We start from the raw sequence: 19,884 nt of genomic DNA on the forward strand, positions 1-19,884 counted from the left end.
CATAATGAACTAACTATCCTATAAATCTTTATCTAAATTTAATAAAACTAGAACTTCTTTCCCTATGTATATTTACTTCGTTACTTCACCAAACTGTGCTCTCGTCACTTTCATCAAGTCATCAACTTTCAGCTCAATTTGTATACCAATTTTCCCGCCGCTTACTATCATTGTTTCAAGCGATTGAGCACTCGCATCAATACATGTAGAAAATAACTTCTTCATTCCGACTGGTGAACAACCGCCTCGAATATATCCTGACACTTTCGTAATATCTTTTACAGGAATCATTTCAATTTTCTTTTCACTTACTGCTTTTGCGGCAGCTTTTAAATTTAGTTCCTCATCTACCGGAATAATAAACACATGATAATTTTTACTATTCCCTTGAGCGATTAACGTTTTATATACTTCTCTCACTTCTCGTCCAATTTTCTCGGCTACTGATACGCCATCAATTTTCCCATCGTCTGGATCATATGACATCATCGAATATTCAATTTTTTCTTTATCTAATATTCGCATCGCATTTGTTTTATCTTTTTTCATAACGTTCTCCTTAAAAGGTTATTTCATATTATTAAGTTTTATTATACACCCTTTTCCATTTCTCCTACATAACTTCACGTATATTTCAAAACTAAAAATATTGATAATTCAAAAATCATCTGATATAATTTGGAAAAACTTATTGTTAAGGAGAGATTTCTAATGCAAAATTTTAATACTTCTTTCCAACTTCATCATCATACGTAACGCCGTGTATCCGAAGAAAAATTTTTCTTCGTGGGTACAGGGCTTTTCCTGTTGACCCACGAAGCGTTCATAAAGCTATGTGGGTATTTTTATACCTGCATAGCTTTTTTAATTTAAAAAAGGAGTGATTATGATGGAAATGAGAAATGTAAAAGGAACGAAAGACTATTTACCAGAAGAACAAGTACTGCGAAATAAAATTAAAAGAGCGTGTGAAGATACGTTTGAACGTTATGGCTGTAAACCGTTAGAGACACCAACGTTAAATATGTATGAGCTTATGTCATACAAGTACGGCGGTGGCGATGAAATTTTAAAAGAAATATATACACTTAAGGATCAAGGAAAACGTGAACTTGCCTTACGTTACGATTTGACAATTCCATTCGCAAAAGTTGTGGCAATGAATCCGAACATTCGCCTCCCTTTTAAACGGTATGAAATTGGGAAAGTATTTCGAGATGGCCCCATTAAACAAGGAAGATTTCGTGAATTTATACAATGCGACGTTGATATAGTAGGTGTAGAATCAGTCATGGCTGAAGCGGAACTCATGAGCATGGCGTTTGAGCTGTTCCAAACGTTAAACTTAGAAGTAACAATCCAATATAATAACCGAAAATTGTTAAACGGTATCCTTCAGGCCATTAACATCCCTACTGAGTTAACAAGTGACGTCATTTTATCATTAGATAAAATCGAAAAGATTGGGATTGATGGTGTACGAAAAGATGTATTAGAGCGCGGAATTTCTGAAGAAATGGCTGATATGATATGTAATACCGTATTATCTTGTCTAAAGCTTACTATCGCTGACTTTACAGAAACTTTCAATAATCCACTCGTTATCGATGGAGTAAATGAATTGCAACAATTACAGCACTATTTAATCGCTCTTGGAATAAATGAAAATGCTATATTCAATCCATTTTTAGCACGAGGACTCACAATGTACACAGGTACCGTATATGAAATCTTTTTAAAAGATGGCTCGATTACATCTAGCATCGGTAGCGGTGGTCGATACGATAATATTATCGGAGCATTCCGTGGTGATAATATGAACTATCCAACAGTCGGTATTTCATTCGGTTTAGACGTTATTTATACAGCACTATCACAAAAAGAAACGATATCATCTACAGCGGATCTATTTATCATCCCGCTTGGGACAGAATTACAATGCTTACAAATCGCCCAGCAATTACGTACCACTACTTCCTTAAAAGTCGAACTTGAACTAGCAGGACGCAAATTAAAACGTGCCCTTAATTATGCCAATAAAGAGAATATCCCTTATGTGCTTATTATTGGGGAAGAAGAACTTAGTACAAACACTGTTGTGCTGCGGAATATGAAGGAAGGTAGTGAGGTGAAGGTTTCGCTTTCTTCTTTAAGTAATTATTTATAATACGAACCACCCTCGTTTGGGTGGTTTTTTTATTTTATAGATACCAATAATTAGTTTACATAAAATAATTACAATCTACTCAAAACTACAAATATATAATATCCAATTACCTATTATTTTTGGTAATATATAGATGTAATTTATTTTAGGAGGATTAACTTTGAAAACCTACATCCAAGCACTAAAGTGGACTACAGGGATCTATCATCTTTTATTACTTCCTTGTTATTATTTATTTCCAAGTCTCGTTAACCTACATGGGATACCTTTACTACTATTGATTGTTTTACATATCACTACTATTTTATTAGCTAAAAAAGGCGGCATGAATACGTATCCTCATTATATGGGTATTATCGTTACTCTAGTTGCCTTCTTTCCTTATATAGACATCGTTCTACATATGATAGCAGCCGCTTTCCTTTTATTAGATGCAGCTTCTATGAATACAAAAGAAGTTTATGATTCATAACAGGATAAAATGAAACTTTAATCAGTAGAATTTTGAAGTCAGTTAGCAAATTGCAAAATTTACACAATAACTTTATCACTAACACCCAAAAAGGATTTACTTTTTAAGTAAATTCTTTTTTTAATTACTTTCCTTTCTTCAAATTAATAAAAGAATATTCTGTTTTATTTTTATAAAATTCTAAATATTTACAATACAACTTAATTATCATACATTTTAGTTATGTAAAAAATCTAAATTTAAAGGAGATGAATGCATGCTTAAAAAATTGATAGTAGGTGCAGTGGTAGCCATTTCATCATTAACTGCGGGATTGGGATCAGTATCAGCTAGTACCGAAAAGGATTATTCGATTACCTCTTTTGAATATGTAACTGTAGATGAAAAGACAGTAGATGCGTTTAACAAGTTTGGTGCTCCATCCCAGGAAAACGTAAAAATAACGTTAGTTCTACCGAAACAAAATCAAAATGGAGACTGGTTATCTTATGGTTTTTCGAGCAAAGAAAGTTTAGAGTCTTTTATTAAAAAAGATAAACAAAGGTTGAATCATACAATCACTCCTCTTGGTGTCGGAGGAAGCGGACCTAATAGTACAGACTTCTATGAACATGCAAATAAAGGTGGTGAGTATTTTTCTCTTAGTAGCGGTTTTAAAAATTTGCCCCCTAGTTGGCAAAATAGAATTTCTTCTGTAAGTACAGCATCCCCTACTGCTAGCTATTCAACTACGCTATGGGAACGTACTTCAACTGAAGGATATGGAAAAGGTGTTTTTTTTAAACATGCTGATTGGTATGGAAAAACTGTAAACTTGAATGACTTTGCAATTTCAGCAGTTGAAGTTAAAAAGTAAAAAACATAGAAATAAAAGGTGTCTTCACATATGGAAAACACCTTTTATTTCTAAAACTCTTAACTGTTATTTTTCGTATTTCTACTCTCCAAAACTTTCTCCATATTATGAGTTGCCCATTCCATCATTAATAGAATCATTGGACGAAGTGATTCACCAAGCTCCGTTAGCGAATATTCTACTTTCGGAGGCACTTCACGGTATACTTCACGATGTATGATGCCATCTGCTTCGAGTTCTCTCAACTGCAGCGTTAACATTCTTTGTGTGATATTTGGTTTTAATCTTTTTAATTCATTAAACCTCTTTGTACCATCTAATAAATGATACAAAATAACCCCTTTCCATTTCCCTCCAATCACCTCAACCATCGCTTCCACTGGACAAGAATATTTATTTAGAAATGGGTAATTTATATTATTTTCCTTTGAACAATCCATAATAAATCCCTTCCCTTACCAATAGTATCTTTTTTGATACTATACCACATAAATGTGCGTACTTGTTTCTATATTACTTTAAAAATATAATTTACTTACAAAATAAATGAATGAAAAGAGGAACTTTTATGACAAATACAAAACAAATTACAAAAGAAAAAATTATGGAGGCTTTCCATTTCAGACATGCATGTAAAGAGTTCGATCTTATGCAAAAAATTTCAGAAGAAGATTTTAATTTCATTTTAGAAACAGGCAGATTATCTCCTTCTTCTTTTGGATATGAACCTTGGAAATTTATTGTCGTACAAAATAAAGAAGTAAGAGAAAAACTACAACCATATTCATGGGGCGCTGGTGGGCAACTTGCAACTGCTAGTCACTTTGTCATTGTTCTTTCAAGAAACATTAAAGATATGCATTATGATGCAGAGTATATTAAATATATGATGAACGATATTATTGAATTACCTGAAGACACGCAAAAAATCAGATATGAATTCTTCAAAAAGTTCCAGGAAACAGATTTTAACTTATTACAATCCGACCGTGCTGTATTTGATTGGGCATCAAAGCAAACTTATATTGCTTTAGGTAATATGATGACGAGTGCAGCCCAAATTGGCATTGATTCTTGTCCAATAGAAGGATTTGATAAAGAGAAAGTAGATTCTTTACTTCGTCAAGAAGGCATAATCAATGGCGATAACTTTGAAGTATCTGTTATGGTTGCCTTTGGTTATCGTAAAGAAGAGCCAAAGCGTGATAAAACAAGACAGACAATGGATACAATTGTTGAATGGATTTAGTAATATAGCACGCAAAAATTCATGCTCCTTATGGCTGGATACTCATACGAAAGAAGTAGAATTTGATTTTTCCTATGTATGAAATTAATTTTTCATGGAAAGATATATTAGTATGTATGCAGTTTGAACGCTCTATTTTTAGAGTCGAACAGGAGGAGAATGAATATGTCTGATATTGAAGTTGGCGAAGTGTTTACTCTTAGTGATGAGAATAATGAGGATCAGGAAGTAGAAGTACTTGGAGCAATGGATGTCGAAGGTGCTGAATATATTGCAGTTGCCTTTGTAGAAGACATTCAAACAGAATCTGAGGATGACATTGATATTTTCTTTTTAAAAGTAGAAGAAGATAATGAGTTTTCATACATTGAAAACGATGAAGAATTTGACAAAGTATCTGCTGCTTTTGATAAAATTTTGGATGAGCAAGAGCAAGAATAATATGAATGAAAAACACGAGGGCGGATACATATCCGCCCTCTTTTTTATTCATCACTCATCCAAAGTCTCATGCAGCAATTCCAGTACATCTTTCATCACAAAAGGCCCGTCTTTTTTCACATGCTCAGCGAATTCAGAAACGAGACGTAATGTTTTTACACTTTCAATTGGATGCTCGCCTGATGCACTTTCAGCAGAAAGCATAACGGCATTCGTTCCGTCCAGTACAGCTTGAAACACATCAGTTACCTCAGCCCTTGTTGGAATAGAATGATCTACCATAGATTGAAGCATTTGTGTTGCTGTAATAACATATGTATTCGTTCGATTACATTCCTGAATCATCATTTTCTGCAAGAGCGGAATAAATTGGTACGGCAACTCTACTCCTAAATCACCCCTTGCAATCATAATTCCGTCTACTTCTTTACATATATCTTGAAAATTCTCAATCGCTTCCATCGTTTCTATTTTTGCAATTAAATTAGGAGCAGTATCTTTATACTCTTTTATAAAATCCCTTATTTCTTTTATATGACTAGGTTTTCTTACGAAAGAACATGCGATAAACTCAACATCCTCTTCTAAAAGAAACTGAATGTCTTTTTTATCTTTCTCTGTAATAGCTGGTAAACTAACGATTGCCCCTGGTAAGTTCACCCCTTTATGAGATGAGATATTACCACCTGTTTTGACCTTTGTTTCTATTTTATCCTCACTTACCTTTTCAACAATTAATTCAACTTCTCCATCATTAATTAAAATTCTACTGCCAATTTTCACGTCATTCGCGATACCTTCATAATCAACACTTGCTTCTCTATTACTTCCTGTAACTGGTTGCGTATGTAAAATAAAAGAATCTTCCGCCTGAAGTGTAATTTGTTCTCCTTTTACTTCACCTAACCTTATTTTAGGACCTTGTACATCGCCTAAAATTTTAATAGAATCGTCTAACGATTTCACTAAACGAATGATATCTTTATGACTTTCATGCGTGCCATGTGATAAATTTAGCCGAACAATTTTCATACCATTGTTTATTAACTGCGCTAACGTTTCTTTATTATTACTTGCTGGGCCAATTGTACAGACTCGATCGATTGTCATTTTTATCACCATCCTTTTTCGTTAGGTTTCCCATAAACTTTAATTACACTCTCTACATAAAAAAAGCCTACTCACACAAGTAGGCTTTTGAAACTACGAAAGTTTCGTCAATAACTGATTTAAATCTTTTTTCGTTTTCGTCGTTAATGATTTCATTTTATTAATATCTATCTTTTCTTTCTCCGCTCCTACAATTAACGGATACATACTTTGTCCAATTGTTTTATATTCAGCTGGGTGTGATGTTTCTAACTCTTTCTCAATTACATCCCACTTTGCATTAATTTGTTTTCCAAGTTTATTTACTGTATCTAATTTCGGATTAGCAGCTAACTGCTTTTCTAAGCTATCAACTAATGCAGCAACTTCTTTAACACTCGTTTTCACAGCTACACTTTTCTTCGGATCTTTCGTTGTTTTTCCGTCTGAGTTTGTACTTGTACTTTGATCTGTTGTTTTCCCGCTAGTCGTTTGATCATTCGTCTTTCCTGTCGTCTCTTTTTCTTTTGTTTTTACATTCTCGTTTTGGGTTGACGTTTTACCGTTACTTTCTGTTCCTGATGATTCTTTCGTGTTTTTTGCATCTTTATCTGTTTTTTCATTTGAAGAAGTATTTGTTTCTTTTTCAGTATCTTTCGTTGTTTTTGACGCTTCATCTGCACTTGTCGTTTTTGATTCTCCTTCATTTTGCGCTGTTACTTGCTCTTTCTTTTCTGTCTCTTTATCTGCTGAAGGACTACAAGCTGCCATAGTAAGCATTGTACCAATTGTTATCGATGCGATAGCGACCTTTTTCATTTTCATATAAATCCCCCTATGTTTATATAATTTATCCTCCCCTTTACGATTCGATTTCTCCTTAAAAAATCCCTTTTCATACGAATTACCATCTTTCCGACAGTAATCTTCATAATAATACGTACAAAAACTGATAAATCAATTTGAATATTCGAGTTTCTTCTACTTCATTTTTCTTATCTGTTGTAAAAGAAAAAGAGTATATTGTCACATGAAGAATTACGATCTTCATATGACGATATACTCTTCCATCAAATTTTTATCTTTCTTGACATTTTATTTATACAAAAAAATAAAATTTTCTTTCGTTTTTTTGTTTCTCAATAATTGTTAACATAATATATTTATGAGTAACCACCATTCGAATGAATGACTTGCCCAGTAATCCATTTTGCTTCTTCACTTACTAAAAAAGAAATTAAACGCGCTGCATCCACTGGTTCTCCAACTCTACCTTGCGGGAACTTCCATACTAAATGATGCTTCAGCTCCTCTGTAATCCATCCTGTATTCGTTGGTCCTGGATCAACAGCATTCACTGTAATCCCCTTCTCCATTGCAACTGGTGCTACTGATTTTGTAAATGCTTCAATTGCTCCTTTCGTTGCTGCGTATGCTAGTTCATCAGGCATTGGCCCTAGTGACTGTCCTGAAGTAAGGTTAATAATACTTCCATTCGTCTTGCTTGCATAATGTTTTATAAATAATGAACTTAATAACATAGTAGCGCGAACATTTACTGTATAATGTTTATCTAACTGTTCTATAGTTAATTCCTCAATTCTCGTATGAGTAGCATACGCTGCATTATTAATTAAAATAGATGGATCACCTAAACGTTCTGAGACCATATAAAACAAACGATTTGGCGAATATGACTGCGATAAATTGATTTCTGCCATTTCACATCGAACACCTAAACTTTCAATCTCCTCTTTCAACAAAAAGGGCTCTTTGTCATGCATTCCCCACGGCATAGCTTTATCATACTGAGACCAGTACGTGAAAAAAATGTCTATTCCTTTTTGAGCAAGCACCTTGCATACAGCTGCACCAATTCCATTCAGACGAGTTGCCCCTGTTACAATTGCTATTTTCTTCACCTTTTCTCCTCCATCTATGGATAAATCCTCTGCACGAATACAGAGGATCTATCTTTTTATTCAATATTTGACAATATACGTTCTGCACCTAATTTTAAAATTTTAATAAAGATATAATTTACTATCGTAAACATTACAAATAAAACGATAAACATAACCCACAGTCCTACTTGAAGGAAGAAGTATAATAGACTTACTCCCGCTACAATAACTAAAGCTATTAAAATATTAGCTAAAAAATTCCACAATGTTGTATATCGGCTCTTAAATAATTTTTGTTCTGTATCCCAATGTATATCTGCAGTTTGTGCATCCCAGCGTGTACCGATTAAATTAATTAACAATAAACCGTTCGCACTTAATAAGAACCAAAGAACCATAAATACTGGAGAAATTCCCGCTACAACTGCCATCGTAATACCGAACACTGCTAAAATGATCACATTAATTAACCAAGCCGTTATCGCTTTCGCAAAAAAGATATCTGAAGCCTTTACTGGTAAATAACGATTCACAAACCATGAACTTCCATCTCGTGAGAATGAAGTTGTTGCGATGACGTTACTTCCCATTAAAAATAGAGAGGCACAAAGCCCAACACCAATTGCAAGACCTGCTGATTTTGGATTATCAATATAACCTGTGATCCACTTTAAATTTCCATCTTGCACGAATAAAACAAAGAATAGCATAATCGGCATAACGAAAGTTTGCACGATACAATTTAAGAAAAATTGCGGTGTACGGAATAACGTTTTAAATTCTTTTTTCACATACGCTTTCAAATGTGAACTTTGTACCGTTGATTTTTGTAAACCTTCTGCTGAAATGACCTCTTTTTTTGCTGTACTCGTTGAAAGTCCAATAACCCCTTTTAAATATGTACGCTCTGCAATGTAATAAAACAACACAAAGAATACAAATGAAATAAGTGCAAAGATTATTACATATAAAGGTCCCTTCCAATTTGCATTTTCTACTAATGCCACTGCCCCAAAATATGTAGTTGGAAAATAATTTGTCATTTGTACTAAAAGAGAAGATTGGTTGTTCGCAAGATAATTCGTAAGTGCATCTTCAGAAAACGAACTTTTATTTTTCCACTGTAAAAATACGTTAATTCCTACAATAAATAGTATACTTACGATTCCGATAAATATATTTCCTCGGTCTTTGTTTTTCGCTATATTTGTATACCTCATAATAACTGTCATCAGTAACGAAGCTAATACTAACGGCACGATTGGGAAGAGTAAGTAAATAAAAATCATGTATATGTAATATGTAATAAAAGCGCCACTTTTTAACCCGTACGTAATAAAGATTGGTAGTAAAATAAATGAACTCATTACGTATTGTGTAATTAATACTGTTAAAAATTTTGCCGAAATAATTTGTGCTGGTTTTAATGGTAATGGTAGTAACATTTCAATATCATTGCTGTAGTAAAATACTGTTAAAATGTTCGTTATACTCATTAAAAACACCCATATACTCGCAATCGCAAGTCCCATTGCGATAACCATTCCTGGGTCTTGCCCTAATTGTTTCATACCTTCATACATTCCGTGTGTGATAGAACCAAATATTAAAAAGCCAACAAATAAAATAGCTGCAAATGAAAATACATACGCCCATCGTTTCTTCTTATCTGTTATGAAATCTGCATAATTTAATTTCAATAATACTTTCGTTAACGTCCAAATTTTACTCATTGCCCGTCATCTCCAAGAACATTTTTTCAAGTGATTCATTGGATTTAAAATGATCTCTCATTTCATTTAAATTTCCTTTAAACTGAAGATTCCCCTTATTAATAATTGCGACGCGGTCACATATTTTTTCTGCTACTTCTAATACGTGTGTCGAGAAAAATACAATCTTACCTTTATCTGCATGTTCTCTCATCATTTCTTTTAAAATATATGCAGATTTTGGATCAAGCCCCGTTAACGGTTCATCTAAAATCCATACATCTGGCTCATGCACGAGCACACCAATAATAACGATTTTTTGTCTCATACCGTGCGAGTAACTTTGAATTTGATCCGATAACGCATTGTAAAGATCAAATTTCTTCGCTAAAGACTCGATTCGTTCTTGGCGTACTTCTTTCGGCACTTCATACATATCTGCCATAAAGTTTAAATATTCAATTCCCTTTAATCGTAAAAACATATCGGGACTATCTGGAACATAACCGAATGTCCTTTTCGCTTCCATCGGATTTTTCATAATATCTTTACCGTTGATTGTAATCGTTCCTTTATCCACCCCATGAATACCAGTAATCATCTTAATTGTCGTTGATTTACCCGCACCATTTGGTCCTAAAAATCCAAAGATTTCTCCGCTAGGCACAGATAAACTTAAATCTTTTACTGCATAGGTAGAGCCATTATAACTTTTTGACACATTCGTAATCTCAATCATTCCATCCAATCCTTTCCTTAATTACCAAATAACTATATTAACATTATAGCATACTTATATTTTTAGATTTTTGTATTTTTCAGTTTTTTAACCTTTGAAATAAATATACATACCTAATCCAACAATTAAAACGACAGCTAGTATAATATAAATCATCGTAAGCCTTCTAATATTCCCCTTTGTCGCTTTACTATAATTTGCATCACCATTTCGCCCAATTAACACCGTTGCGACTACAGTAATGACTACAAGTAATACAACGATCATGATCCAAGTTAGCATACCTTCCTCCCCCTCCTTACAACCATTTTACAATATTATCCTCTTTATTTCGCAGTATATTTCCTCTTTTTACTATTATTATGAAAAGAATTGGAAAACTATTATTACTATACATTACCCATGTGATATATTTATAACATAATGTGATTTATTTCTAATATTGAAAGGAGAATCTATCATGAAAACAACTTGGATAAAATATTTAGGATTTCTCGGTTTCTTCGGTTTCCTCGGCTTTTTTTATGAAAAAGGATTGTTTACTATGTTCTGTTTCTTCTCCTTTTTCACGACTTATAGAACGGTTCAACACGATGAACTGTTTGAACAAATCGTCAATAAATCGTGCCGCAATGCCTTTATCGTTACATTACTAACTACCGCTATCGTTATGTTTATTGAAATGTTATTTCCAAACCCTACGCTACAAGAAATTGATATCGCTCTTATTTTCGGCACACTCATTCTTACATTCGCCTTCTCTATGTTCTTTTACGATAAACCAGTTGATGAAATGGAAGATGCGCAATGGCGTTCGTAACGAGAATAAAAGAATATCGCGCCAAATCGAACATGACACAAGAAGATTTAGCGAAAATTGTTGGTGTACGCCGTGAAACAATTAGCCATCTCGAAAAAGGAAAATATAACCCTTCCTTACAGCTTGCTCACGATATAGCGAAGGCACTTCATAGTACAATTGATGAAATTTTTATTTTTGAGGATTAATTAAGAACACAAAATCACCAGAACCACGTAAAAATACCGGCATCCTTCCCATGAAGAATACCGGTATTTCTCATTTATCACCCATACAAAACCGCATGAAATACGCCTAACAGTAAATATTGATCGTCTATATAATCCTCATCATACACATTCATCTCGATATAATACATATCTTCCTCAAGACGAATATTCCAATCTGCAGTTACATAGCCGTTTCGTAATAACTTTCCAAGCCCAATTGCAGTTTTGTGAACAACAAATTCTTCTCTCTTATATGTAAAGGTAAATAAGAAATTTGCATCCAATAACTTTCCATCACATACAAGTATTTCATGATCTGCATCATTATTATCTTTGTACGTTACTAAAATCCTTCTTTGACGCTGCCTACTTACATCCTTTGCAATGACGCGAATATTGTCCTTACTATCCTTTATTTCATAAATGATATTACTACCGACTTTCGGAATGAAATCTAGCACTCTCATCAACGTATTTTTATAATAGCCCCGTACTACGCCTACTTGTTTGCTTTCCTTATAAACCTCTATAGATGTCGTATCCGCTTTACTATCACACAGCCGTTTATAAGAAAGCTGCATCATCCGCTCTCCTCTTAAGTACTGATCAAATGTCACAGGATATTGTATCGCGCGCAGTTCCTTATTTAACTCATATAAATAGCGTTGAACGCTCTCTACTAATGTTGTAGTCGAGATACTCTCCTGAAGTTCAAATTGTTGCCAACTGGAATAAATTCTCCACTGATCTTCCTCTTCATAGGAGAAACCAAGAATTATTTCCTCACGATCAGGTGTTTCATAATTCATATGTACGTTCTGCCCGTGTTGCACTTGTTCCATCCACTGTCCTAAATAAATGCCAAGCTCTGCGACCTTCATACATGACTTCTGAAAAAGTACGCTGTCACCAGCATAAATCGTTACATCTCCTTCGATAAAGCCCTTTGAATAAGCATCATACCGTGGCTCATTCTTTTGCGGGATATTCTTGTCTAACTCAAATGAAAACTTTAACATTCTTTATTCACCTCTAGTTGTTACACAGCTCTTTCCTAAATTGACCGCAGCAATTCAAAATATATCAACGATTTTTCAAATATATCTACCGTAACTTAAAATATATCAACGATTTTTTCGATATATCGACGATTCGACAAAGAATATCGACTTATCAACAAATATCAACAAGATTAAAATGAAGCTACCTTTTCTCGCGCCACTTCTACAAGTTCTAAAATTTGCAGCAGACTCTCCACTTCATAAGTCGGCTTAACACTCGCCTTATTCTCTTTCAAACTTGGATTATACCAACACGTATCAATGCCGTAATCTTCTCCGCCCTTCATATCAGAAGTTAGCGAATCTCCAACCATTAGTACGCTTGATTTATCCGTGATTCCAAACTTTTCAAACGCATAATCAAAAATCTCACGTGCTGGTTTTTGGTGGCCAACCTCTTCAGAAATAATAATATGTTCAAAGAAGTTGCATAAAGGTGAATTTCCGATTCTAGATTGTTGCACCTTCGTATAACCGTTCGTAATGATACCTAACTTGCAATCTTGTAGATTTTCACATAATTGCACTGCACCTTCTATAAGATGTACTTCTTTCCCTAAGTTTTCAAGATATACATCACTAAATTGCTGCGCATCTACTTCTATATTATGAAGTGCAAATAATTGTTTAAATCGATCTACTGCTAATTCACTTAGCGTAATCATTTTGTTTTCTAAATCTCTCCATAACCCATTACTAATCTCTTTATAACTTGCAAGATAATCATTATACCCTGTAGGCATGCCAAACTGTACAAACGCATTATGCAATGCGTGTCTTTCCGTTTCAGGAAAATCTAATAATGTATCGTCTACGTCGAATAATATAACTTTGTATTTCATTATGCTCTCCTCAACTAGTACGTTATTTACAACTTTTAGTTTCTCATTAATTGTCCCTCAAGTCGAACGTTTTGTTTTTACGAACAGCAATCTTATATTTGTTTAAGACGCACGAGTCATGTTATTCAAAAGTAATTAATTGTTAAAATACTGTAAATTTGAGATGATTTAGATAATGGATTCGAATTTTAAACAGACAATACAGGAATTGTATTACTACAGTTACTTTAGAAAGGGGCGGAAAAATATAGTAAATTCATGGGAAAGACCTAAAATAAAAATCCCAAAAACAAAAAGCGAATGGGTTGGAGATATTATTGGATATTCCTTGTTCTTTGGATCAATCATTTTTTTGATTATCATTTGGGGAAGATTACCCGAGGAAGTACCCGCACATTATAACGCATATGGAACTGTAGATCGTTGGGGATCAAAATGGGAACTATTACTTCTACCAGGAATAGGAGCATTCATACTCCTTTTAATGCAGACTTTAGAAAAGTTTCCAGAAGTTCATAACTATCCAAAAAGATTTAATGAATCGAATGCGAAGCAGTTTTATTTAAATAGCAGAAAAATGCTTAATCAATTAAAAAATGTCTGTTTACTCATATTTGCTTTCATCCAATTCGAAACAGTTTCAATAGCTTTAAATTGGAGCGGCGGTTTTGGTAAATTATTTTTACCAATATTATTAATTGGGACAGCTATTCCAATTATTATAGGCATAATAAGGCACCGAAAAATTTCATAATGCGCACCGACATTTCGTTATCGAGCTCTTTATAGAACGAAATTATATCAACAATAAGAAGTCCGGAGGCTAATCCAATTAGCCTCCGGACTTCTTATTTATCCTCTAGCAATAACACTTTCATTTCCTCTAACGACTCTTTCGTAAAGCCAAGAGCTTTTTCAGCATACGCTTCAACTGATCCGTATTGCTTTTTCACTTCATCAATCGCAGCTTGTAAATATTCAGCTCGCGCTTCGAACATCGCACCTAATATCGCTCTACTCTCATCATTTTGTAGTTTTGCACCTAAAAAGGCCATCATTTTCTCATTTAGCTTTTCACGGAATCCGTTACTTAATAAGTAATCTTCCATTACTGTTTTCTCTGGTACACCTAGTAAAAGTAATAATAATGCTGATCCAAATCCAGTACGGTCTTTCCCAGCTGTACAGTGGTTTACTAACGGTAAGTTTTCCGGGTCTTGTGCAAGTTTTAAGAAGCTCACAAATGCTTCATTACCACTTACGAAGTCTTGATTCATTTTCACAAGATACTCACCTGGTTTTCCTAACATAGAAAGGTCACCAACTTGGAAAAACTCATTTATGTTCAAGTCTTTCGCTAAGTCCTGCATAACTGGTAAGCATACTTGACGAGCACCCGTAATTTCTGGATTCGGCTTATGCTTCACTTCAAAGTCTGTACGGTAATCACAAATTAACTTTAAACCAGACTTTTGTAAATACGCAATATCCCACTCTGTTAATCCTGCTAATTCTTCAGAACGGTATAATTTGCCCCATTTTACTTTACAGCCTTCAGTCGTTTCATATCCTCCCATATCACGGAAGTTAAACGCGCCTTGTAATGGCAGTCTACGCTCAGCTACTGTTACTGCTTGTCCATTACTTCCTACTAATCTAAAATATGGACGTTCATTTTCACTCGGGTTTACAATTGTACATGATGATTCTCCATTTACCTTTGCAAGTAATTCGCCATTTTCTTCAATATGATCTGGCGAAGTACTCCAGTAAATGCGAACTTCTTCTATATTATTTTCCCATTTTATATATAGCGTATTATCTTCATTTCTTTCTACAGTTGCTTGTAACCCACTTCTTTGCTGCTCCATTCTTTCACCAACGCTTTCTCATATAATCGAATCTTTCTTTATTGTATTATAGAAATATCTACTTTGTCGTTCTCATTTTTCTTTTTATCTTACAAACAGGCAAAAAGTTCTTTTACTTGTTCAAAATTTGTACATGGATTCCCTCGAAATACGTATGCGATTTGTTCATTACCAAAGTTTTCATATACAACTGTTCCGCGATCAGGGTGCGAATAAAACTCTAACCCGTTTATAATTTGTTTTGGGCTATAATTCATTGCCCATGAAGAAACAGGATAATACGCTTTGTTTTTATGTCTACAAACCCAAAGTGCATATAGTTCATTATCTTCGTCCCAGTATACATACTGCGTTTCATCATTTCCGAAACCGACCGATTCAAGTTTCCAACTTAGCCTTTTATGAATTGATAATTTTACATAGGATATATCATCTGGATCATTCCACTCATGACATCTTCCTATCTCGCCCATTTCACCTCTCTTCGCTTGAAAGCTTAATAAGTGAAATGGTGTATGTAATATCGTTTTCGCAAACTCCATATTTACCGGTTGTAAATCAAATAGAAATTGTTCCATTTCATCTTGGTTTACATATCCACGATCAACAGAAACTTCAATTTGTGTTTTCCATCTAGATGTAACGTAACTTTCTTTCCCCTTATAATTTATACCTTTCCAATACACAAGCCATTTATATTGAAAGCATTCTCCTTTTGCTTGAGAAATACAACTATCTGGAAATACTGGCTCCATTATATCGAGAAAAAACTCTTTTATCCGAAACATTCCAGTTGGAGTAACAACCTGAAACCAAAAAGTTTCCCACTTTTCACCTTCATAACGTTCTGAAACTTTTTCAATTCTCCATCCTTCTAACAATACATTTGGATACAGTAAAACGAATGAATGCATGGATTGTTTTAACATTTTCACCCCTCCCGCTAAATAAGTTCGGGAAAGTACATCATTCACCCTCCTAAAACTTCCTCACATATCGCTCAGTACAACTAAGCAGCTGACATCCATTCTTTTCAAAAACATCCTTCATCCACTCATTTTGTACATTTGTCTCGCCAATATAATAAGATGCACCTATTTCTTTTAAGACAAACATTGCTCCTGTAAAGAATGCTGTTTCATACCCTTTATTTCGCATATTTGGAGCGACTGCGAAATACATGAGTTTTCCTTCTTCTAACGTCCCCTTTTCAATATGCGGGATTACAATTCCTATCGGCTCTTCATTAATACTCGCAGTTAAACAATGTTCTTTCCATTGCTCCCCAATTTCTTGTAGCATCATATTTACAAATTGATCATGAGCGATTTGTTCTCCAGTCGTTTCCTTCCAAAGAGAATAAAAAGCATCTTCACCAACTTCTTCAATCAACTTAAAATCAATGTCACTTTCTACATCTTCTACTTCATATATATCCTTAAATACAATCATGTTTTCAGTAACATATTCAAATAAATACGTTTCGAAACATTTTTTATACACATCATAATTAGGGCTTTTTGAAGAAATCTCAAAATGTAAGTTTTCTATCCCCTCTTTTTCAGCCTCAGCAACGTAATATTGCATGATTTCCTTTAATTGCTCTTCTGTAAAAATCTCTGCATTATTTTCTTTTATCATGATAGAAGAAGCTTTTCTTCCTATTTTAAAATGTTTTTCTAATTGTTCTATCGTCGTCATATTCTTCCCTCATCTATGTCATACTCGAATTTCTACTTGTTCTCCTTGCATGAGCAGGATTGTCCTTGAATATATAGAATACTAGAAAACATCGCATCTTTAAAGTGCGGAGGAGGTTCTCCATTGGATATTACAGCGCTGCAACAACAGTTAGAGCTTATACAACAAAATGACTATACGCAACTGCAACATATAGATATTAATGAATTAACATTGAACATGCTTCAGTTTATCGGAACGCCTGATAGTTACGTTCGTTATCAACTTATATATAAATGTTTTGCACATTTCATTCATCATGAATTCCTTATGGATGATCAACTAAAATTACTGTTGCAAACTTGTTTAAGTGATGAGTATTTATATTGTGACATTTACTCCCCACATACAGATGGGGTTTTCACACGTTCTTACACTGTTTCGTTACTTGCGTTAATACTCCAATTCGCTAATTCGCACTACTTTTTTACAGAAGAAGATATCGAGGAAATAAAAAACAAACTCATTACATATACAAACTTAGAAACGGATTTTCGGGGCTATATTGAAAATAAAGGATGGGCTCATTGTCTTGCCCACGTATCTGATGCCTTTACCGAAATTGTTCACAATTCCTATACGACCTTTGAGTGGTACGAAGAATTAATTCATTGTTTATTAAATAAAATCTTCATTCCATCTGATCTTTTTCATAATAACGAAGATGAACGAATTGTTACTCCTTTACTAGCAATGTTGTATCATGACTTCCCGCAAGATGAGTTAATTTCTATTATTTATAAAAAAATAAAAAGGCTTCCCCAAATTAGAAAACGCCTTTCACTTAATGAATATTGTATTTTATGTGCCAACATTAAAACCTTTTTACGCACATTATTTTTCAGAACGAAAGATGATCATAACTTAGCTTTTACATCCCGCAAAACAGAAAAAATGTTAAAAGAACTTCCTAATTATTATTAAATGTAAGGAGAAAAAATATGGGTTATATCGAAGACATGAGAAATTTAGTAGGAAATCATCCACTTATTTTAATAGGTTCACACGCCATTATATTAAATGAAGAAAATGAAATATTACTGCAGCTACGTACAGATTTTAACCGCTGGGGTATTATTGGCGGCGCCTTAGAATATAACGAAACGTTAGAAGACGCTTTAAAACGAGAAGTATATGAGGAAACTGGGCTTATCATTGAAAATCCAGAACTCTTCCGTACATACTCAGGACCTGATTTCTTTCAAATCTATCCAAACGGCGATCAAGTACATGGTGTACTCGTTGTTTATATTTGCCGTGAATTCCATGGTGAGCTTGTATGTGATCAAACAGAATCAAAAGAATTACGTTTCTTTCCGCTTGATGAATTACCTAGTACTCTTCATCCAGTTATTGAGGGAATTCTTCGCGATTTTCATCACTCCAATTAAAAATAGAAATAAACAACCTCATTTCCCGTCATTGCAACGTGAAATGAGGTTGTTATCGTTCACCGTAACTCCCTCTTTCCCCAAAATGATATTAATGTTTTCTTTCTACAACTTTATATCCCTTTACAAAAAGTATAGTGATATAAGAAACAATACATAAAAAAATAGTATACATGCCAACCCAAAAGAAAAATGCTGGATCATGCAATGTAACATTTAACATAAGAAAAATAAGAAAAGTTATCATTGGCATCACGTAAAATGTACCTACTTTATATGTCACAGCTATTGAAAAAATACAAATAAGCAATGGATATATACAGAAAATCAAAATTGACTTACTCAGTGGTATGTCCCCATATCCATCAAACTAAGATTCTTAATTACCCCCATAATGATAATTTTATAATGATACTAGAATAAAAGCCAAACGCTATGCATATTATGCAAAGTGTTTGGCCTTATTTACTCAAAAAAATATCCAATTGTATAGATAATCCATAAGTGGGCCGGATAGAAAATATAAAACATATATTTTGTGAATGCATTATTTACACCACGTTCTCCATTGTATAAAAAGAAGAATGGCAACGCAAATACCATCATCCATTGATTACCGTAACCAAATATACCTATATCTGTAAAGATTTCTCCAATCATAAGTAACGTCGGAACTTCTGATAATGAGAGCAATACATATGTGATAATTAACCACATTTTCTTCTCTCTAAAGAAATAGAAAATTAAAGTCATTGTCACTCCAAAAATACTTGCCTCTGTAAACATTCCTAATAACGCTACAATAATTATAGCTGGAATTCCTAGTAGATAATTTTTTGTGCACTTTATATAATCAATCACACATAATAACACTATTCCAAACCCAATCGACAAGAAAATATTATTGTGGAGTCCACTTTCTCTTGGGAACATATACTGAATTAGTGCTGAACCCGCAAACATAATCGCTGCCCATATAAATACACGTGTAGCATACTTTTTACGATTTCGTGTATAGAAAAATCCTTCCACTACAAAATAGAAGAAAATTGGTGCCACAATACGTCCTGGATGATGCATCCACATTGGCATACCTGGAATGTAAGTATACACGTGGTCAATGACCATAAGGACCATTGCAAAAATCTTTAATTGAAAAGCATTTAACCTCATAAAACCTAAACCTCCACCTTACATGATACTTAGATACTATTAATCTTCTGGAAACACTCTTTTATTTTCATAAAAAGTATTAATTTTTTGTCTAGGAGGTTCTTTTGTAAAAATAGAACCTCCTAAATAGTGAAACTTACTATAATAT

25 protein-coding genes are annotated in these 19,884 nt (G+C 33.8%); 10 read left to right on the top strand and 15 right to left on the bottom strand.

The genetic code is table 11. The features are described from left to right. Nucleotides 1-72: 72 nt before the first annotated feature. Nucleotides 73-549: a Cys-tRNA(Pro) deacylase gene (gene ybaK, locus ATN06_RS16740; protein WP_060631582.1), complete on the bottom strand. Its 477-nt coding sequence runs from the start codon at nucleotides 547-549 to the stop codon at nucleotides 73-75. Between the two features lie 340 nt (nucleotides 550-889). Between ybaK and ATN06_RS16745 the strand changes: the two genes are divergently transcribed. From ATN06_RS16745 to ATN06_RS16755, 3 genes are all read left to right on the top strand, one after another. Continuing rightward, nucleotides 890-2,167: a histidine--tRNA ligase gene (locus tag ATN06_RS16745; protein WP_060631583.1), complete on the top strand. Its 1,278-nt coding sequence runs from the start codon at nucleotides 890-892 to the stop codon at nucleotides 2,165-2,167. Nucleotides 2,168-2,327: 160 nt separating this feature from the next. Continuing rightward, nucleotides 2,328-2,639: a hypothetical protein gene (locus tag ATN06_RS16750; RefSeq protein WP_060631584.1), complete on the top strand. Its 312-nt coding sequence runs from the start codon at nucleotides 2,328-2,330 to the stop codon at nucleotides 2,637-2,639. A gap of 256 nt (nucleotides 2,640-2,895) precedes the next feature. Further along, nucleotides 2,896-3,495 (top strand): hypothetical protein, encoded by a 600-nt coding sequence (locus tag ATN06_RS16755; RefSeq protein ID WP_060631585.1) that lies wholly within the window; start codon nucleotides 2,896-2,898, stop codon nucleotides 3,493-3,495. Between the two features lie 59 nt (nucleotides 3,496-3,554). Here the strand turns inward: ATN06_RS16755 and ATN06_RS16760 are convergent, their stop codons facing one another. Beyond that, the gene (locus ATN06_RS16760) at nucleotides 3,555-3,935 is read right to left on the bottom strand and encodes a winged helix-turn-helix transcriptional regulator (RefSeq protein ID WP_000340640.1); all 381 of its coding nucleotides are present in this window, start codon (nucleotides 3,933-3,935) and stop codon (nucleotides 3,555-3,557) included. 128 nt (nucleotides 3,936-4,063) lie between these two features. On the opposite strand from ATN06_RS16760, the gene ATN06_RS16765 reads away from it, so the two are divergent. Together ATN06_RS16765 and ATN06_RS16770 are read left to right on the top strand one after the other, a co-directional pair. Beyond that, a complete protein-coding gene (locus ATN06_RS16765) occupies nucleotides 4,064-4,744 on the top strand; it encodes an NAD(P)H-dependent oxidoreductase (RefSeq protein WP_060631586.1) in 681 nt (226 codons plus the stop codon). Nucleotides 4,745-4,903: 159 nt separating this feature from the next. Continuing rightward, on the top strand, nucleotides 4,904-5,185 hold the full coding sequence (locus ATN06_RS16770) for a DUF1292 domain-containing protein (protein WP_110093246.1): 282 nt from the start codon (nucleotides 4,904-4,906) through the stop codon (nucleotides 5,183-5,185). Between the two features lie 51 nt (nucleotides 5,186-5,236). Here the strand turns inward: ATN06_RS16770 and ATN06_RS16775 are convergent, their stop codons facing one another. The 6 genes from ATN06_RS16775 to ATN06_RS16800 form a co-directional block, all read right to left on the bottom strand. Further along, entirely contained in the window at nucleotides 5,237-6,295 is a 1,059-nt protein-coding gene (locus tag ATN06_RS16775) for a pyruvate kinase (RefSeq protein ID WP_060631588.1), read from the bottom strand. 93 nt (nucleotides 6,296-6,388) lie between these two features. Beyond that, nucleotides 6,389-7,099 (bottom strand): hypothetical protein, encoded by a 711-nt coding sequence (locus tag ATN06_RS16780; protein WP_060631589.1) that lies wholly within the window; start codon nucleotides 7,097-7,099, stop codon nucleotides 6,389-6,391. 338 nt (nucleotides 7,100-7,437) lie between these two features. Continuing rightward, complete coding sequence (locus tag ATN06_RS16785) at nucleotides 7,438-8,196, bottom strand: SDR family oxidoreductase (protein WP_060631590.1); 759 nt, start codon at nucleotides 8,194-8,196, stop codon at nucleotides 7,438-7,440. Between the two features lie 56 nt (nucleotides 8,197-8,252). Beyond that, nucleotides 8,253-9,911 (bottom strand): putative ABC transporter permease subunit, encoded by a 1,659-nt coding sequence (locus ATN06_RS16790; RefSeq protein ID WP_060631591.1) that lies wholly within the window; start codon nucleotides 9,909-9,911, stop codon nucleotides 8,253-8,255. Beyond that, on the bottom strand, nucleotides 9,904-10,629 hold the full coding sequence (locus tag ATN06_RS16795; protein ID WP_060631592.1) for an ABC transporter ATP-binding protein: 726 nt from the start codon (nucleotides 10,627-10,629) through the stop codon (nucleotides 9,904-9,906). The genes ATN06_RS16790 and ATN06_RS16795 overlap by 8 nt, the downstream gene beginning before the upstream one ends. Before the next feature lie 87 nt (nucleotides 10,630-10,716). Then, nucleotides 10,717-10,911 (bottom strand): hypothetical protein, encoded by a 195-nt coding sequence (locus ATN06_RS16800; protein WP_060631593.1) that lies wholly within the window; start codon nucleotides 10,909-10,911, stop codon nucleotides 10,717-10,719. A 178-nt stretch (nucleotides 10,912-11,089) separates the two neighbouring features. On the opposite strand from ATN06_RS16800, the gene ATN06_RS16805 reads away from it, so the two are divergent. Next, a complete protein-coding gene (locus ATN06_RS16805) occupies nucleotides 11,090-11,449 on the top strand; it encodes a DUF3796 domain-containing protein (RefSeq protein WP_060631594.1) in 360 nt (119 codons plus the stop codon). Then, entirely contained in the window at nucleotides 11,437-11,637 is a 201-nt protein-coding gene (locus tag ATN06_RS16810; RefSeq protein ID WP_060631595.1) for a helix-turn-helix transcriptional regulator, read from the top strand. The genes ATN06_RS16805 and ATN06_RS16810 overlap by 13 nt, the downstream gene beginning before the upstream one ends. A gap of 77 nt (nucleotides 11,638-11,714) precedes the next feature. Here the strand turns inward: ATN06_RS16810 and ATN06_RS16815 are convergent, their stop codons facing one another. Together ATN06_RS16815 and ATN06_RS16820 are read right to left on the bottom strand one after the other, a co-directional pair. Then, nucleotides 11,715-12,677, bottom strand: coding sequence for a tubby C-terminal domain-like protein (locus tag ATN06_RS16815; protein ID WP_060631596.1), 963 nt, complete (start codon nucleotides 12,675-12,677; stop codon nucleotides 11,715-11,717). Between the two features lie 173 nt (nucleotides 12,678-12,850). Then, nucleotides 12,851-13,561 carry a YjjG family noncanonical pyrimidine nucleotidase gene (locus ATN06_RS16820; protein WP_060631597.1) on the bottom strand — a complete coding sequence of 237 codons (711 nt, stop codon included), beginning with the start codon at nucleotides 13,559-13,561 and terminating at the stop codon, nucleotides 12,851-12,853. A 328-nt stretch (nucleotides 13,562-13,889) separates the two neighbouring features. On the opposite strand from ATN06_RS16820, the gene ATN06_RS16825 reads away from it, so the two are divergent. Continuing rightward, nucleotides 13,890-14,315, top strand: coding sequence for a DUF1648 domain-containing protein (locus tag ATN06_RS16825; RefSeq protein WP_060633158.1), 426 nt, complete (start codon nucleotides 13,890-13,892; stop codon nucleotides 14,313-14,315). Between the two features lie 94 nt (nucleotides 14,316-14,409). Here ATN06_RS16825 and ATN06_RS16830 read toward each other — a convergent pair whose 3' ends face one another. The 3 genes from ATN06_RS16830 to ATN06_RS16840 form a co-directional block, all read right to left on the bottom strand. Next, nucleotides 14,410-15,432 (bottom strand): tyrosine-protein phosphatase, encoded by a 1,023-nt coding sequence (locus ATN06_RS16830; RefSeq protein ID WP_060631598.1) that lies wholly within the window; start codon nucleotides 15,430-15,432, stop codon nucleotides 14,410-14,412. An 89-nt stretch (nucleotides 15,433-15,521) separates the two neighbouring features. Further along, complete coding sequence (locus ATN06_RS16835) at nucleotides 15,522-16,361, bottom strand: hypothetical protein (RefSeq protein ID WP_060631599.1); 840 nt, start codon at nucleotides 16,359-16,361, stop codon at nucleotides 15,522-15,524. Nucleotides 16,362-16,410: 49 nt separating this feature from the next. Further along, nucleotides 16,411-17,133 (bottom strand): GNAT family N-acetyltransferase, encoded by a 723-nt coding sequence (locus ATN06_RS16840; RefSeq protein WP_060631600.1) that lies wholly within the window; start codon nucleotides 17,131-17,133, stop codon nucleotides 16,411-16,413. Between the two features lie 123 nt (nucleotides 17,134-17,256). Between ATN06_RS16840 and ATN06_RS16845 the strand changes: the two genes are divergently transcribed. Beyond that, nucleotides 17,257-18,096, top strand: a complete 840-nt coding sequence (locus tag ATN06_RS16845; RefSeq protein WP_060631601.1) for a DUF2785 domain-containing protein — start codon at nucleotides 17,257-17,259, stop codon at nucleotides 18,094-18,096. A gap of 17 nt (nucleotides 18,097-18,113) precedes the next feature. Next, complete coding sequence (locus ATN06_RS16850; RefSeq protein WP_060631602.1) at nucleotides 18,114-18,563, top strand: NUDIX hydrolase; 450 nt, start codon at nucleotides 18,114-18,116, stop codon at nucleotides 18,561-18,563. Between the two features lie 91 nt (nucleotides 18,564-18,654). On the opposite strand, the gene ATN06_RS16855 is transcribed toward ATN06_RS16850, so the two are convergent. Both ATN06_RS16855 and ATN06_RS16860 read right to left on the bottom strand, forming a co-directional pair. Then, nucleotides 18,655-18,909: a YbeF family protein gene (locus ATN06_RS16855; protein WP_060631603.1), complete on the bottom strand. Its 255-nt coding sequence runs from the start codon at nucleotides 18,907-18,909 to the stop codon at nucleotides 18,655-18,657. A 119-nt stretch (nucleotides 18,910-19,028) separates the two neighbouring features. Then, the gene (locus ATN06_RS16860) at nucleotides 19,029-19,736 is read right to left on the bottom strand and encodes a TraX family protein (protein ID WP_060631604.1); all 708 of its coding nucleotides are present in this window, start codon (nucleotides 19,734-19,736) and stop codon (nucleotides 19,029-19,031) included. Between the last annotated feature and the right edge of the window lie 148 nt (nucleotides 19,737-19,884).

Origin of the sequence: Bacillus thuringiensis (assembly GCF_001455345.1) — a bacterium.
GTDB lineage: Bacteria > Bacillota > Bacilli > Bacillales > Bacillaceae_G > Bacillus_A > Bacillus_A thuringiensis_N.

Bases quoted from the DNA above. Each gene is read 5' to 3' on its own strand.
- ATN06_RS16760 (WP_000340640.1), bottom strand. From the start codon at position 3,935: ATGGATTGTTCAAAGGAAAATAATATAAATTACCCATTTCTAAATAAA.
- ATN06_RS16745 (WP_060631583.1), top strand. From the start codon at position 890: ATGGAAATGAGAAATGTAAAAGGAACGAAAGACTATTTACCAGAAGAA.
- ATN06_RS16815 (WP_060631596.1), bottom strand. From the start codon at position 12,677: ATGTTAAAGTTTTCATTTGAGTTAGACAAGAATATCCCGCAAAAGAAT.
- ATN06_RS16755 (WP_060631585.1), top strand. From the start codon at position 2,896: ATGCTTAAAAAATTGATAGTAGGTGCAGTGGTAGCCATTTCATCATTA.
- ATN06_RS16775 (WP_060631588.1), bottom strand. From the start codon at position 6,295: ATGACAATCGATCGAGTCTGTACAATTGGCCCAGCAAGTAATAATAAA.
- ATN06_RS16765 (WP_060631586.1), top strand. From the start codon at position 4,064: ATGACAAATACAAAACAAATTACAAAAGAAAAAATTATGGAGGCTTTC.
- ATN06_RS16800 (WP_060631593.1), bottom strand. From the start codon at position 10,911: ATGCTAACTTGGATCATGATCGTTGTATTACTTGTAGTCATTACTGTA.
- ATN06_RS16770 (WP_110093246.1), top strand. From the start codon at position 4,904: ATGAATATGTCTGATATTGAAGTTGGCGAAGTGTTTACTCTTAGTGAT.
- ATN06_RS16810 (WP_060631595.1), top strand. From the start codon at position 11,437: ATGGCGTTCGTAACGAGAATAAAAGAATATCGCGCCAAATCGAACATG.
- ATN06_RS16835 (WP_060631599.1), bottom strand. From the start codon at position 16,361: ATGTTAAAACAATCCATGCATTCATTCGTTTTACTGTATCCAAATGTA.
- ATN06_RS16820 (WP_060631597.1), bottom strand. From the start codon at position 13,561: ATGAAATACAAAGTTATATTATTCGACGTAGACGATACATTATTAGAT.
- ATN06_RS16780 (WP_060631589.1), bottom strand. From the start codon at position 7,099: ATGAAAATGAAAAAGGTCGCTATCGCATCGATAACAATTGGTACAATG.
- ATN06_RS16795 (WP_060631592.1), bottom strand. From the start codon at position 10,629: ATGATTGAGATTACGAATGTGTCAAAAAGTTATAATGGCTCTACCTAT.
- ATN06_RS16850 (WP_060631602.1), top strand. From the start codon at position 18,114: ATGGGTTATATCGAAGACATGAGAAATTTAGTAGGAAATCATCCACTT.
- ATN06_RS16805 (WP_060631594.1), top strand. From the start codon at position 11,090: ATGAAAACAACTTGGATAAAATATTTAGGATTTCTCGGTTTCTTCGGT.
- ATN06_RS16840 (WP_060631600.1), bottom strand. From the start codon at position 17,133: ATGACGACGATAGAACAATTAGAAAAACATTTTAAAATAGGAAGAAAA.
- ATN06_RS16790 (WP_060631591.1), bottom strand. From the start codon at position 9,911: ATGAGTAAAATTTGGACGTTAACGAAAGTATTATTGAAATTAAATTAT.
- ATN06_RS16860 (WP_060631604.1), bottom strand. From the start codon at position 19,736: ATGAGGTTAAATGCTTTTCAATTAAAGATTTTTGCAATGGTCCTTATG.
- ybaK (WP_060631582.1), bottom strand. From the start codon at position 549: ATGAAAAAAGATAAAACAAATGCGATGCGAATATTAGATAAAGAAAAA.
- ATN06_RS16830 (WP_060631598.1), bottom strand. From the start codon at position 15,432: ATGGAGCAGCAAAGAAGTGGGTTACAAGCAACTGTAGAAAGAAATGAA.